Origin of the sequence: Nonomuraea glycinis, assembly GCF_014646515.1 — a bacterium.
Lineage (GTDB): Bacteria > Actinomycetota > Actinomycetes > Streptosporangiales > Streptosporangiaceae > Nonomuraea > Nonomuraea glycinis.
The window spans coordinates 438,731-453,429 of sequence record NZ_BMNK01000003.1 but is presented as its reverse complement, the minus strand read 5'-3'; the positions used below and the strand labels follow the sequence as shown (position 1 = coordinate 453,429).

At 71.9% G+C, this 14,699-nt stretch carries 9 protein-coding genes; 5 read left to right on the top strand and 4 right to left on the bottom strand.

Going from position 1 to position 14,699, the window contains the following annotated elements:
• Positions 1 to 4: 4 nt before the first annotated feature.
• Positions 5 to 571: a dihydrofolate reductase family protein gene (locus tag IEY87_RS11625; RefSeq protein WP_189138560.1), complete on the bottom strand. Its 567-nt coding sequence runs from the start codon at positions 569 to 571 to the stop codon at positions 5 to 7.
• Between the two features lie 137 nt (positions 572 to 708).
• A complete protein-coding gene (locus IEY87_RS11620) occupies positions 709 to 2,229 on the bottom strand; it encodes a M28 family metallopeptidase (RefSeq protein WP_189138559.1) in 1,521 nt (506 codons plus the stop codon).
• Positions 2,230 to 2,577: 348 nt separating this feature from the next.
• On the opposite strand from IEY87_RS11620, the gene IEY87_RS11615 reads away from it, so the two are divergent.
• The 4 genes from IEY87_RS11615 (at position 2,578) to IEY87_RS11605 (ending at position 11,663) form a co-directional block, all read left to right on the top strand.
• Positions 2,578 to 4,380, top strand: coding sequence for a DUF4434 domain-containing protein (locus tag IEY87_RS11615; protein WP_189138558.1), 1,803 nt, complete (start codon positions 2,578 to 2,580; stop codon positions 4,378 to 4,380).
• A 146-nt stretch (positions 4,381 to 4,526) separates the two neighbouring features.
• Positions 4,527 to 7,403: an ATP-binding protein gene (locus IEY87_RS11610; RefSeq protein ID WP_189138557.1), complete on the top strand. Its 2,877-nt coding sequence runs from the start codon at positions 4,527 to 4,529 to the stop codon at positions 7,401 to 7,403.
• Positions 7,404 to 7,467: 64 nt separating this feature from the next.
• The gene (locus IEY87_RS46630; protein WP_263651313.1) at positions 7,468 to 7,596 is read left to right on the top strand and encodes a hypothetical protein; all 129 of its coding nucleotides are present in this window, start codon (positions 7,468 to 7,470) and stop codon (positions 7,594 to 7,596) included.
• A 74-nt stretch (positions 7,597 to 7,670) separates the two neighbouring features.
• On the top strand, positions 7,671 to 11,663 hold the full coding sequence (locus IEY87_RS11605) for a S8 family peptidase (protein ID WP_189138556.1): 3,993 nt from the start codon (positions 7,671 to 7,673) through the stop codon (positions 11,661 to 11,663).
• Positions 11,664 to 11,773: 110 nt separating this feature from the next.
• Here the strand turns inward: IEY87_RS11605 and IEY87_RS11600 are convergent, their stop codons facing one another.
• Both IEY87_RS11600 and IEY87_RS11595 read right to left on the bottom strand, forming a co-directional pair.
• The gene (locus IEY87_RS11600) at positions 11,774 to 12,568 is read right to left on the bottom strand and encodes an SDR family NAD(P)-dependent oxidoreductase (protein ID WP_189138555.1); all 795 of its coding nucleotides are present in this window, start codon (positions 12,566 to 12,568) and stop codon (positions 11,774 to 11,776) included.
• 73 nt (positions 12,569 to 12,641) lie between these two features.
• Positions 12,642 to 13,214 (bottom strand): GNAT family N-acetyltransferase, encoded by a 573-nt coding sequence (locus IEY87_RS11595; RefSeq protein ID WP_189138554.1) that lies wholly within the window; start codon positions 13,212 to 13,214, stop codon positions 12,642 to 12,644.
• 82 nt (positions 13,215 to 13,296) lie between these two features.
• Here IEY87_RS11595 and IEY87_RS11590 point away from each other — a divergent pair, with 82 nt between their 5' ends.
• The gene (locus IEY87_RS11590; RefSeq protein WP_189138553.1) at positions 13,297 to 14,667 is read left to right on the top strand and encodes a trypsin-like serine peptidase; all 1,371 of its coding nucleotides are present in this window, start codon (positions 13,297 to 13,299) and stop codon (positions 14,665 to 14,667) included.
• Positions 14,668 to 14,699 lie beyond the last annotated feature (32 nt).

Genomic DNA, 14,699 nt, shown 5'->3' with positions numbered 1-14,699 from the left:
CGTGTCAGCCGTCCGCGCGCACGTAGCTGGTCAGCACGGCCTGGGAGTCGAGGCGGCGGGTGTCGGTGAGGCGCAGGGCCAGGCGGTCCTGCGGGTGCGGGAACAGCTGCCGGCCGCCGCCGAGCACCACCGGGTGCACCACGATGTGCCACTCGTCCACCAGGCCGAGCCGGGTGAGCGAGGACATCAGCGTCGAGCCGCCGGTGAGCAGGAGGTCCCCGCCCTGCCGCTCCTTGAGCGCGGCGATCTCCCCGGCCACGTCCGTGTTGATCAACTGGGCGTCCCACTCGACCTGCTCCAGGGTGCTGGACACGACGATCTTCGGGGCCGCCCGCCAGATGGGCGCGAACTTGAGGTCGTGCGGGTGCTGGGAGATCGACTCGGCCTGCGGCCAGTAGGAGGACATGACCTCCCAGACCGCCCGCCCGTAGAGGAAGGTGCCCGTCCTGTCGACGAGTTCCTCGGAGTACGCCGACAGCTCGGGGCCCATGTCCGCCCAGTCGAACTCGCCGTTCGGCCCATCGATGTAGCCGTCGACCGAGGTGTGCACGTAATAGATGATCTTGCGCATGGCGGGCTCCTGGTGAGTGTTCCTGTGGTCTTTCGCGAGGGGGTCGGAGTCGCCGGCGCGTTCTTGACACGTACCCGGACGTTCTTCTGGAGAAAGGGTGAGCGGTCCCCGTGGGGACCGCTCACCGGGTTGTCAGGTCAGCTTTGGGCGGCGTCCGTCGCCGGGGCGCCCTTGCGGGCGGGGGCGGTGGATCTGCCGGGGATGGACCGGAGGTTGAAGGCGTACCTGGCCGTGGAGTCGGCGATGGCGTCGGAGTTGACGTCCAGCGCGGTCGCGTTCACGTTCGTGATCGTGTCGCATGCCTGGTGGTAGCAGGGGTCGTAGGCGGCGCCCGCCGTGCCGCCGAACAGCGCGGCCTCCTCCGCCGTCTTGATGCCCTCGGCGCCGGTGAAGATGCCGCCCGACGGGATGCCGACCGCGATGAACGGCCCGTAGTCGGAGCGGCCGTCGAAGTCGGTGCCGATGGTGGGCAGGTTGCGCTTGCCGAAGAACTTCGCCAGCTGCTGCTCGATCTGCGCGGATCCGGGCGGGCCGGCGGGTGAGCCGGTGGCGTCGGAGTCGTCGCCGTCGTACAGCATGTAGGCGTAGTTGGGCGAGGCGACCATGTCGAAGTTCAGATAGACCCTGACGCGGTCGCGGTCGGCCTGGCTGAGCTTCGCCACATACTGGTCGGAGCCGAGCAGGCCGATCTCCTCGGCGGCCCAGAAGGCGAAGCGGACCTTGTTCTTCACCGGGAAGTGCTGCAACTGCAGGGCCGTCTCCAGGATGGCGGCGCTGCCCGAGCCGTTGTCGTTGATGCCGGGGCCCTCGGGGACGCTGTCGAGGTGGGCGCCGACCATGACGACGTTGCGCGGGTCGCCGAGGCGGGTCTCCGCGATCACGTTGTCGTCGGTGCCGAGCACCAGGGTGGAGTCGACCTTGAGCCGGATGGTGGCGCCCGGCGTGGCGGCCAGCTCGTTGCCGACGAAGAAGTCGGCGTAGACCATCGGGATCGCGGCCCGCCATTCGCCGATGTCCAGCGGGTTGGCCTCGGTCCGGCCCGGCTGGCCCTCGTTGAAGACGATGACCCCGCTGGCGCCGGCGGTCCCGGCGTTGCGCACCTTGGTGGCGAAGGGGCAGGTGCCGCGCTGGATGAGCGCGATGTTGCCCGCCTGGAAGCCGGTGAAGTCGGACTGCTCGCAGCCGCTGGTGGAGGAGGAGGCGGGAGTGGGCGGCAGGGTGAGGTCGACGCCCTGGACCGGCGCGGTCACGTCGCCCGCCGGGGACGGCTGGAAGGTGTAGAAGTCTTCGTTGGGGACGTAGGTCTTGGCGCCCGCGGTCAGGGTGGGCGGGGTGTTCTCGGTCCAGCTCTCCACGAAGTTGATCGGCTGGAGGGTGACCTTGTAGCCGGCCTTGCGCAGCTTGCCGGCGACGTAGTCACGGGAGGCCTTGTAGCCGGCCGTGCCGGCCGCGCGGTTGCCCCCGTTGGCCGTGGCGATGGCTTGGAAAGCCTGCAGGTGTTTGTTGACGTTCGTGCCCTTGACCTTCTTCACCAGCAGTTTGGCGGCTGCTTCGTCAACGATTCCGGCGCTGGCCGGAGGCGTGAAGGCGAAGGGGAGGGCGAGTGCCGTGACCAGTGCGGCGGCACGTATGGCACTTTTTCGGAAACTGAGTTTCATTTCGCACTTCCCATGGGACAGCTTGAAGCGGGCATGCGCTTGGGTGCGCGGGGCCATCTCAGCGGATGGCGACAAAGGGACCTACGCGACATTTATTCCCCCGAATGTGTGCCTTAGGGAAGGTAGTACCGACAGATACCCGTGAAAAGACCCACTCAGCCCATGGTGTGTACCAGATTTAGGACAATCTCGCAGTTGACCTTTTCGCGATAAATGTTTATAAAGCGGCCAACTCAGCAGTCCTGCCAGGGGGATCCGCGCCTGGTGGAGGTGCAAATACGCGGCCGAACGGGCTCATTTGATCACAGTGCACCGCATAGCCTGAAGTTCGACGCGAAGGGGCTACGGGTGCTGCAGGGGTTCGTACGCGTGGCGCTGGCCGTCACGGTGGTGGTGCTGGCCGTCGTGCCGGACACCGTGGTCACCGCCATCACCCGGTCCTTAGGCGCCGAGGTGACCTGCCCGCCGAGGGACACCCGGGTCACCACTCCCTACCCCATCACCGGCTACTGGGTCATCCCGCGCCCGGACCGGTGCGTGACCCAGCGCCTGGTGGAGGCGGTCCACGGCGTGGGCGGCGACACGATCATCACGTTCGGCGCGCGGATCCTGCCCGCCGAGGTGGACGGCGACGGGCGGGTGACCGGTGACCTCGCCGGCGACTTCGCCGGCTGCGTCGAGAACGGCAAGCCCTGTTACCGGGCCGCGCTGGAGGCCGCGCCCGGCCGGACGATCGGCCGGGTGTACACCTACCTGACGACCGAGCGGTTCGGCGACGCGGTGCTGCGCTGCCCCGGGCTCGACCGGCGGATCGAGAGCGGCGGGCGCACCTACTACCGCCTGATGCTGGGCGGCTGCGACGCCGGCCGCCACGATCTCCTGCTGATCGCGGCCGACGGCGACGGGGTGGGCAACCTGCTCGCCGAGGCGGCCGCGTACGGCATGCGGGTCTTTCCCGGTCTGCCCGTGCCGCCCAGGGACCCCGGCAAGCCGTGGCTGCCCGACCTGGCGCACCTGCCCGCGCTGAACGAGCTCACCGCGCGCGTCCTGGCCGACTATCGGCAGCGGTACGCGACCTCGGCCGCGCTCGGCGGGGTCTACCAGTCCTTCGAGCTCGCCATGCGGGACCGGGCCGACGACGACGCCATCATCGCCCTGTACGCCGCGCAGCACGAGGTGGTGGCCGCCGCGATGCCCGGCACGAAGATCATGGTCAGCCCCTTCTGGGACGCGCGCAGGGGTCGCGGCTTCCCGGTCGAGCAGGTGGGCAAGGGCTTCGCCGACATCGCGGGCACCCGGGCGGGCGCGCCGATGGCCATCGCGATCCAGGACGGGCGTGGCGTGGGCAAGGTGCCCGTCTACGGCGCGGACGAGGTGGACGCCTCGGTCGGACCCCGGCTGGCGCCGATGGTGGGCGAGCGCACCCACCGGCAGGCCTACCACGGCTCCACCCGCGACTACGTGGCCGAGGCCGCGCGCCACGTCGAGCCGGGGGTGGAGCTGTGGGTGAACGTCGAGGTCTTCGAGCCCACCCAGGCGGCGGGCGAGTGCGGCCGGGCCAACCCGTTCCCGCTGCGGGGCCGCGCCACCAAGAGCCGGGTGGACGAGCAGGTCGCCGCGGTGGGCGGGAACGCCACCAAGATCATCGCGTACGGGTGGGACCCGTTCCTGACCTGCCGGTCCGACGACGCCACGCCCTCGCTCAGCGACGATCTCGCGGCGGACTGGCGGCAGCCCATCATCGCGGACGCGCGGTGGACGGGCGCCGGCATCACGGTCGAGGGCTATCGGCTGGGCGGCGGCGACCTGCGCTTCACCTACCAGGCACGGGGCGCCGGGACCAGGACGGTGACCGTGCCACAGCAGCGGCACGCCCCCCGAACCGGCGATGCCGACCGGGCGTCCGACGGCGGCGATGCCGACCGGGAACCCGACGGCGGCGACGGCGACCGGGCACCCGACGGCGGCGACGGCGATGCCGACCGGGTGCCCGGCGGGCTGGAGTCGGCCTGGGCGCCGTTCGCGCCGGGCGACCTCGATCCCGCCCGGCCGTGGATCACCATCACCGCGACCGACGGCGCCGGCCACACCAGCACGGGCGGCTACGCCTTCGACGGCGGCACGCCCGCGGCCGGTCGTGTCGGGTCGTGACCGGCCTGGTGGACGCGCTCCGTGCGGGAGATCGCAGCGGAAAAATGGCGTACTAGGCCACTTGTCCGATAAGAGTGACATATGAGACATGAGAGGAAGAAGTGCGGCATGTCTTCTGATCATGGGGGTGCCCGGGTGCGGCACGGATGAGCGGACGGGGGATTCCGGGCCGGGTGGTCTCGCCGGTCCTGGTCGGTCGGGACAGGGAGTTGGACCGGCTGGCCGCCGCGCTGGCCCTGCCGCCGTCGGTGCTCGTCGTCGAGGGCGAAGCCGGCATCGGCAAGTCCCGCCTGGTCACCGAGCTGCTGGCCCGCCCGGAGGCCGCCGGGCGGCGGATCCTGAGCGGCGGGTGCGGCCAGATCAGGGAGCCGTTCCCGCTGGGCCCGCTCGTCGAGGCGCTGCGGTCCACGGGCGGCGAGCTGGCGGGCGCGGCGCTGTCACCGGTGGCCGGCGCGCTGCGCGGCCTGTTCCCCGAGCTGGCGCACGTGCTGCCGAAGCCGCCCGAGCCGCTCGACGACCGGGCGGCCGAGCGGCACCGGCTGTTCCGCGGCCTGGGCGAAGTGCTGGCCGCGCTCGGCCCGGCGGTGCTGGTGGTGGAGGACGCGCACTGGGCCGACGAGCAGACGGTCGAGTTCCTGTCGTACCTGCTGGGGAACCAGCCGGGCTCGCTGTCGATCGTGGTGACGTACCGGGGCGAGGAGGTGCCGGCGGGCGTGCGCGCGCTGACCGCGCGCCCCCGTGACGTGCTCACCCACGAGCACGTGGTGCTCGCGCCGCTGGACGAGGGGCAGACGCGCGCGCTCGCGGCGGCGATCCTGGGCAGCGAGGAGGTCTCCGCGGAGTTCGCGGCACACTTGTGCGTGCGGGCCTCGGGGCTGCCGCTGGCGATCCAGGAGCTGCTGGCCCTGTTGCGGACGCGCGGGGCGTTGATCCCGTGGGCCGGTGGGTGGGCGCGCCGGACGCTGGACGCGCTCGACGTGCCGAGCGGTGTGCGCTCTTCGGTACGGGAACGGGTCGGCAGGCTCTCCCCGGCGGCGCGGGCGGTGACCGAGGCGGCGGCCGTGCTCCAGCTGGCCGTACCCCTGGCGGTGCTGATCGGCGTGACCGGCCTGCCCCCGGCCGCCGTGGCCGACGGGGTGGACGAGGCGCTGGACGCCGGCCTGTTCGCCGAGCGCGAGGGCATGGTGGGATTCCGGCACGTGCTGGCCGCCCAGGCGGTGTACGAGGGCGTCCCGCTCGGCCGCAGGCAGACGCTGCACGCCGCCGCCGCGGACGCCGTACAGGGGCTGGTTCCCGTGCCGCTCGGGCAGGTGGCGCACCATCTGCGGCAGGCGGGCCGGGACGACGACTGGGTGACGGCCGCGCGGCGAGCCGCGGACCAGGCGGTGGAGCTCGGCGACGACGCCGAGGCGGCCCGCCTCCTGGAGGACGTGCTGCGGCGCGGGCGGCTGCCGGAGCCGGTCCAGGCCGAGTTGACGGTGCGGCTCGGGTGGATCGCCACCGAGGTGCTGCACGTCCCCGACATCTGCGATCTGTTCGCGGCGGCGCTGCAGGGCGAACCGCCCCGGGCCGTCCGCGGCGAGCTGCGGCTGCTGCTGGCCCTGCACCTGAATCTCGCGCGGTCGGATCCGGCGCGGGAGCGGCGGGAGATGGCCGCGGCCGTCGACGACCTGGGCGATCGTCCGGAGCTGGCGGCGTGGGCGATGATGGCCCTGGGCCTGCCGACAGCGCCGGGAACCTCGCTGGACGAGCACGTCGCGTGGCTGGACCGGGCGCTGGAGACGGTGCCCGCGATCGGCGAGCCGACCATGCGCCTCTACCTCCAGGGCAAGATCGTGATGGCGCTGGTGCTGATCGGCGACCCGCGCTGGCGCGACCTGGCCGAGGGGATGGAGCAGGAGGTCGCCGGCCTGCCCGCGCACCGCCGTACCGTCAACGTGCCCTTCTCGATCGGGGCGGCCGCGGTGCTGACCGGGGACCACCACCTGGCCCGGCGGCTGCTCACGATCGCGCTGGAGCGCGGCGCGGAGATCGACGCCACCGGACCCATCGCCGTGCGCAGCCGGGCCTCCCTCCTCCAGGTCGCCTATCTCAGCGGGGCCTGGGAGGGGCTGGCGAGGGAGCTCAAGGAGCTCGGCGAGGAGCTCAGCGAGCGGCCGGAACGGGACACGCTGGCGCTGGCGACGGCCGGGTTGCTGCTGGCCGAGGGCGATCTCGACGCGGCGCGGAGCCGCTTCCTCGACCAGATGCGGATCGGCCTGACCACGGACACGGCGGACCTGCCCTTCCCCGCGACCGCGCTGCTGCGGCTGGGGATCGCGCGCGGCACCGCGCCGGCCGCGCTCGCCGAGACGGCCGAGGCCGTCGCGGCCTGGGAGGCGAACGGGCTGTGGCCGCTCGGGGTGCGTGCCCTGCCGGCGCTGACGGAGGCGCTGCTGGCCGCCGGGCGGCGGGAGGAGGCCGCCGGAGCCGTGGCGCGGTACGAGTCAGGGCTGCGCGGGCTGGACGCGCCGCTGGCCGTACCGGCCCTGGAGCACGCGCGCGGGCATCTGGCGGCGGGCACCGGGCGGTGGCCGGAGGCCGTGGCGCACTTCACCGCCGCCGCGGCGGGCTACGAGCTGCTGCCCGCCGCCTACGAGGCCGCGCAGGCGAGAGAGCAGGCGGCGGCCTGCCTGCTCGAGGCCGGTGACGACACGGCGGAGCCGGCGCTCAAGGCCGTGCTCGCGGAGTACGAGCGGCTGGAGGCGCGCTGGGATCTGGACCGGGCCACCCAGCTGGGCCGGCTGCACGGGCTGCGCACCGGCCGGCGTCGCGGCTCGGGAGATCCGGAGCGGGGGCTGACGGCCCGGCAGTGGGAGGTCGCGCGGTTGGTGGCGACGGGTCTGACCAATCAGCAGATCGCCAGGGAGCTGTTCCTGTCGGCCAAGACGGTGGACAAGCACCTCAGCGCCGCGATGCAGAAGTTCGGCGCGCGGTCGCGCACGGAACTGGCCCGGCACCTGGAACGCCCCATCCACGACTGAATGGGGAATTTTCCCCATACGGCTCCCATACCCCAGCGGGTGATGTGGCAAGGATGCTGGCCGCATGTCTGACGAGTCCGCGACCGAATCCGATCTGGACGAGGTCCCCGAACAGGGACCGGAGGCGTCCGGGGGCGAGACCGTGCCGAGCACCGAGGAAGTCCCGCCGCCCGAGGGATTCGTCCCTCTCTGAGCCACCCCCACCACGACCTCGCAGAAAGGCAGTCCCCTCATGCCTACCCACGGCTTACTCCCCCGGAGGACCGCGTGAAACGCGCCATCCTGCTGTCCTCACTCCTCGCACTGGCCGCGTCAACGCTGCCGCCGGCCTCCGCGGCGACGGCCGCCGAGCCGCCGCCGGCGGCACCCGTCGCGCTCCAGGGCGTCGGGCCGGGTCCGCACGTCATCACCCTGGTCACCGGGGACAAGGTCACCCTCACCCAGGCCGGCACGGGCCGCTTCGAGGTGAAGACCGAGCCCGCCACCCGCCAGGACGGGCACCGGCCGCGGCTGGTCACCCAGACCACCCCCGAGGGCGTCTTCGTCCTCCCCGAGGACGCGATGCCCGCCATCCAGGCGGGCCGGCTGGACCGGCGGCTGTTCGACGTCAGGTATCTGGCGGAGAACGGCTATGCCGACGACCGGACGAAGCAGGTCCCGGTCATCGTCCAATACCCGGGCGAGCGCGAGCCCGCAGCCGTCAAGAAGTCCGCAGAGGCGATCCCGGCCAGCGTTCCGACCCACGATCTGGACAGCATCAACGCCTCCGCGATGAACGTCGCCAAGGCCGAGGCGGCGGCTTTCTGGAACGCCGTACGGACTGTGCCCTCGGCCGGGCTGAAGGCGCCTGACACGCTGAGCGGCGGAATCGCCAAGGTGTGGCTGGACGGCAAGGCCAAGGCCTTCCTGGACAAGAGCGTGCCGATGATCGGCGCCCCGGCGGCCTGGGCCGGGGGCTACGACGGCACCGGGGTGAAGGTCGCGGTGCTGGACACCGGCATCGACGCCACCCACCCGGACCTCGAAGGGAAGATCGCCGACTCCAAGTCCTTCGTCCCCGATTCTCCGGTCACCGACCGCCATGGCCATGGCACCCACGTGGCCGCCACCATCTCCGGAAGCGGAGCGGCGTCCGGCGGCACGCACAAGGGGGTGGCTCCGGGCGCGCAGCTGGTCGTCGGCAAGGTGTTGGACGACGCCGGTTCCGGTTATGACTCCTGGATCATCGAAGGCATGGAGTGGGCCGCGTCCAGCGGCGCCAAGGTCGTCAGCATGAGCCTGGGCGCCGGTCCCACCGACGGCACCGACCCGATCAGCCAGGCGGTCAACGACCTGAGCGCCTCCACCGGCACCCTGTTCGTCATCGCGGCGGGTAACTCCGGCGCCCTCCCCGGGACCGTGGCCGCGCCCGGCACGGCCGAGGCAGCGCTCACCGTCGCCGCGGTCGACAAGCAGGATCAGATGGCCGACTTCTCCGGCCGGGGGCCCCGGTTCGGCGACTCGGGTCTCAAGCCCGACATCGCCGCACCCGGTGTGGACATCGCCGCGGCGCGCGCCGCGGGCACCACGATGGGCACGCCCGTCGACGACCGCTACACCAGTGCGTCCGGCACCTCGATGGCCACGCCGCACGTCGCGGGCGCGGCGGCGATCATGGCGCAGCTACACCCCGACTGGAAGGGGCCGCTGCTCAAGTCCGCGCTGATGTCCACGGCCAAGGACGACGGCTTCAGCGTGTACGAGCAGGGCGCAGGACGGGTGGACCTGGCCAAGGCGCACACCCAGCGGGTCTTCGCCACCACCGCCGGGATCGGCTTCGGCTCGGTGACCGAGGAGGGCGAACCCCTGCGGCGTGCGCTCTCCTACAGCAACCTCACCGACCAGCCGGTCACCCTCACGCTCACCCCTGCCCTGCGCACCGCCGGCGGGACCGCGGTGGAGGAAAGGCTGAGCACCGATCCGACCCTCACCGTGCCCGCGGGCGGCACCGCCACGGCGACCGTCACCCTCGACACGGCCGGCTTGGATCTCAGCAGCTACTCCGGCTCCGTGACGGCCGAGGCCGACGGCATCCGGCTGACCACCCCGGTGGGCGTGGTGCGCGAGGCTCCGCTGGTCCAGCTCACCGTCCACACCATCGGCAGGGACGGTCAGCCCGCCGCGCCGTGGTACCAGCAGACCCTCGACGTCGACGGCGAGAAGGGATACCTCGGTGGCACCGTAGTGTCGCGGGAGGGGACCACGGTCACCCGGGTCCCGGTCGGCACGCACTCGGTGATGCAGCTGCTGGGCACGGTGGACTCCGACGACCGCTACAACGAGACGTTCCTGATCAGTCCGGAGGTCACCGTCACCGGTGACACCGAGATCACGCTCGACGCCCGGCAGGCCTCCCAGGTCCGTTTCAGCACGCCGAAGCCCGCCGAGCCGCTGAACAACATCTGGGTCGTCGCAACCCAGCGGACCATCGCCAACGGTCAGCCGTACGGCACCACCGTGACCTCGGGCCTGCAGCACGGCGCGTGGGCGAAGGTGTGGGCCATCCCCACCAAGCCGGTCACCAAGGGCAAGTTCCGCTTCGCCGGCCAATGGACGCTCGGCCACGCCCAGGTCACCATGACCGCGGGCAGGCACAAGCCGATCACCCTGAATCCGGTCGCCCCCCAGCACATCGACTTCGGAACCGGGCCCATCCAGGGCAACCAGCCCGACTGGAAGCCGTTCACCGGGACGCGGACCCTGCCCCTCGTCGACGTCGGCGCGGGCCGGGCCGAGGACATCGCCGGAAAGGACCTGCGTGGGAAGCTGATCCTCATGGAGACGGGGCCCGCGCCGGACGGCGGCTTGAAGTGCTGGGCCTGGATCAGCCAGATCATCGCCATTCGCGAAGCCGGCGCGGCCGGAGTAGCCATCTTCCCGTCGAAGAGCGGCCTGTGCGCCCTTCCGATCAGTGTCGAGCAGGAGCTCAACACCGGCGATCCCAAGCCCATCAGCATCCCGAACGTATCCCTGTCGAACAGGGAGGGACTGAAGCTGCGCGCGCGGCTCGCGAGCGAGCCGGTCTCCGTCCAGGTGACGGGCACACCGGACACGCCCTACACCTACGTCCTCAAGCCGTACGCCGAGGGCAGCGTGCCTAAGTCCCTGCACCACACCCTCACCCGCAAGCAGCTCGTCCAGGTCGACCTGGACGTCCACGCCTCCCAACCGGCCAGGTTCAACAACTGGCGCACCCTCTACAAGCAGGACGACGTCATCGCCACGACGACGTCCACCTCGGACTTCGGGTCGATGGCCTTCACCGGGCCGACCACCCGGACCGAATGGATCGGACCGGTCGATCCCACCGTCATCCACTCACACGGCATGTCCTCGTCCAACCTGGAGCGGACGACCTTCTATGACACCCGGTTCCGCGCCGAGGTGTTCGACCGGCCCGGCCGTACCCGGCAGCAGTGGTTCACCGCCGGCCTGACGCCGGGCGCCCAGACGGCGTCGGACAGGGTCTACGCCCTCGCCGACAAGGACGCGCCGCCCCTCACCACGCAGGGCATCGACCTGACATGCATGATCTGCGTGCAGGGCGACACCCTCTGGGCCGAGTTCGCCCCGTCGGGCACGCCCGACAAGCACCCGGTCAGCAGCGGATTCTGGAAGGGCGACGCTCTCCTCACCCCGGTCTACGACCTGCATCTCTACCGGGACGGAACGGAGATCCCGCGCGTCACCCGGCCCGGCCTGGACAATCTCCCCGCGTTCACATTGCCCAAGGGCTCCGGCACCTACCGGCTGACCGCGAAGAACGCCCAGCACGACACCGAGTGGACGTTCCGCGCTCCGCCGGCCAAGGAACACGTGCTGCCGGGATCGTTCTGCAAGTACTGGATCATCGAGGGAGTCACCGAGCAATGCCGGCCCACGCCCGTCGTCTTCGCCGGCTACGATCTGGGCGACACCTTGGCGCTGGACAACACCGTCCGCGCCGGCCGATCCCACAGGTTCACCGTCGAGGCCTACCACTCGCCCTCCGCGGCGAAGATGCCGAAGATCGCCGGGCTCAAGCTGTGGATGAGCACCGACGACGGCGCCAAGTGGACCTCCGTCAAGGTCAAGCGCGACCGTGACGGCGCCTACACCGCCTCCACCCACTACCCGTCGCTGCGCGACACCAAGGGCGCGGTCAGCCTGAAGGTCGAGGCCTGGGACGCCGAGGGCAACACCCTCAAGCAGACCAGCACCCGCCTGTTCAACCTCCGCTGAACCGGCTGCCGAGAGGTCGTCGCCGATCTGCTCGCGCAGGGCGGTGAAGCCGATCGGCGACGGTCCGCCGCCGGGCGATGGGAACCTCCCGTCGCCCGGCCACGGGTCGTTCAGGGGACGATGGAGTCCACATACCCTCCGTCGACCCGGACCGCCGCGCCCGTCGTGGCGGAGGCGAGCGGGGAGCTGAGGTAGACGACCAAGTTGGCGATCTCCTCGGGCTCGATCAGCCGCTGGAGCAGCGACTGGGGGCGGTGCTCGCGCATGAACGCCCGCTGCGCCTCCTCCCACGGCAGGTCGCGGTCGACGAGCTGGTAGACGAAGTCCTCCACGCCGCCGGTGTGCGTCGGGCCGGCGATCACCGAGTTGACCGTGACGCCGCTGCCCGCCGCCTCCTTGGCGAAGCCCCGGGAGACCGCCAGCAGGGCGGTCTTGGACATGCCGTAGTGGATCATCTCGGCGGGGATGACGATGGCCGAGTCACTGGCGATGTACTGGATCCGGCCCCAGGACCGCTCCCGCATGCCCGGCAGGTAGGCGCGGGTCAGCCGGATCGCGGCCAGCACGTTGATCTCGAAGTAGCGCCGCCACTCCGCGTCGCTGATCTCCAGAGCGGGTACGGCGCCGAAGATGCCGAGGTTGTTGACCAGGATGTCCACCTGCGGCAGCTTCCGCAGCACCCGATCGGCCCCCTCCTCGGTGCCGAGATCGGCCGGCGCCGCGACCAGGTCCGCGTCCGGCACGTCGGCCCGGATCCGGTCCATGGCCGCGCTGACCGACGCGTCGCCCCGGCCGTTGACCGCGACCCGCGCCCCCGACCGGGCCAGCCCGGCCGCGATGGCGGCTCCGATGCCCTGGGTCGAGCCGGTGACCAGCGCGGTCTTTCCGGTGAGATCGATGTGCACGGGTGAGACTCCTCTGTCGGATCTTGCTCTGCGGCCATTGTCGGCGAACCTGACCGCCGGGAGCGCGGCACGGTCACGGCGTGTCCCGCGAACGCCGCCACAGCCGCTCGCCGTCGTCGAACCGCTCGGTGGGCAGCAGGCCCGCCTGCCGGGCGACGGCGGCCGAGGCCTCGTGACGCGGGTGGATGTGCGCCTCGACCGTCGCCACGCCGCGCCCGTCCAGCCAGGCGACCAGCGCGCGAGCGGCCTCGGCCGCATACCCCCGCCCCTGCCACCGCACCTCCACGACCCAACCGACCTCGGCCCGCCGCCCGCTGCCCGCGTCCTCCGCCCGTCGACTCGGGTCCGCGTTCTCCGCCGGTCGGCCTGCCGCGATGTCCGCTTGTCGGCTTGGGTCCACGATCGTCGCCTGTACGTAGCCGATCGCCTCGTCGTCGGGCACCGTGCGGATGATCCAGTTGTGCCACTCCTCGCGGCCGTCCGGGGAGTGGCCCACGACCTGCCTGGCGTAGCGCTCGCGCAGTTCCGCCGGCGTGGGCGGGGTGCCGCCGGTGAAGGTGTAGAGGTCCTCGCCGCTCAGCGCCTCCGCCATCTCTTCGGCGTCGGCCACCTCCAGTGGGACGAGCCGGATGCGATCACATGCCATGCCGCGAGCCTATCCGGCAGCGTTGCTCACCGAACGTGTGCGCGATGTGACCTAGGGTGCTCCGGAAAGAGATGGGGGATCGATGTCACGCCGAAGGATCCTGCTGGTTCTCGCCGTCGCCGGCACCGCTTTGACGCCGCCCGGCCTGGCGGCCGATGCCGGGGACGTGCCGCAGGTGGACGCCTCGCCGGTGATGGATCCGCGACGGGCGGTGGAGTACTGGACGGCCAGTAACCAGTCCCACGCGGACGCGGCCGACCTGCCGGGCCACACCGCACCACCGCCAGGCGCCGAACGCACGCCGGGCATGGGGCGTTCTCCGGGCACGCGGAGTGGGGTGGGGCGGGGGGTGCCGGACGGGAGCAGGCTCACGCCCGGGGGTGACGTCAACGGCTATGCCCGCGTGGCCAGGCCGTACGGGGGGTCGGCGGCCAGCAGGGCCACCGGGCGGCTATTCCTGCTCGACGCCGACGGCGGACGCAGGTCGTGCACCGGGGCGGTGGTGCGGTCGGCCGGCGGGCTGCTGGTGGCGACGGCAGCGCACTGCGTGTACGGCGTCTCCCGGCGGACCGGCCAGGGCACCTGGTCGTCGAATCTCGCGTTCGTGCCCGCGTACGACGGACAGGGCAAGGGCGCGCCGTACGGCGCGTGGGGGGTGCGGCGGGTCTGGAAGCCGCACGCCTACACCGGCGCGGGGATGTGGGACTGGGACTCGGTGTACGACATCGCGCTGGTCGAGGTCGGTAAGCGGGGGAGTGCCACGCTGCAGGACACGGTCGGCGCCTTCACCCCGATGCGCGGCCGGGCCGGCCGCTACACCGTCGTGAGCATGGGCTACCCGAGCGACCCTCCCTACGACGGCTCCCACCAGCTCTGGTGCCTGGGCCGGACGACCGTCACACCCGGCTACATCCGGCCGATGGGGACGTCCGGGCGGCTGCACACCGTCAACTGTCACCTGTACGGCGGCAACAGCGGCGGGCCGTGGCTCGACAGGAGCACCGGCCTGCTGGTCGGGGTGCTGTCCTCGGGGGCGGGCGACGTGCCGGGCGACGGGTACAGCGTCGCCAACCCGCTGGGCGCCGAGGGCTACGGGGTCCTGGTGCGCCAGGCGGATCCGGGCGGCGTCTACGACGCGCTCTCGGTGAAGGGAACACGGTCGCCCGGCCGGGTCACCGCCACGGTCCGGATGGGCGGCCTGATGGCGGCCGCGCAGGTGCCCGTCACCTTCCGGCTGCCCCGAGGGCTGAGCCTGGCCCCGGGGTCGTCGTGCGCGGCGGTGCGGCAGCGGGTGGCCTGCACGATCGCGGTCGTACGACCGGGCAGCCCGGCACGGGTGAGCATCCCGATCAAGGGCCGCGCCCCCGCCCACCGGAAGATCACCGTCTCGGTGACGTCCACCTCCCTGGACCCGAACCCACGCGACAACACCCACACCTTCCCCAACCGATGACATCACCACCCCCCGCCCGTACCACTTGAGCT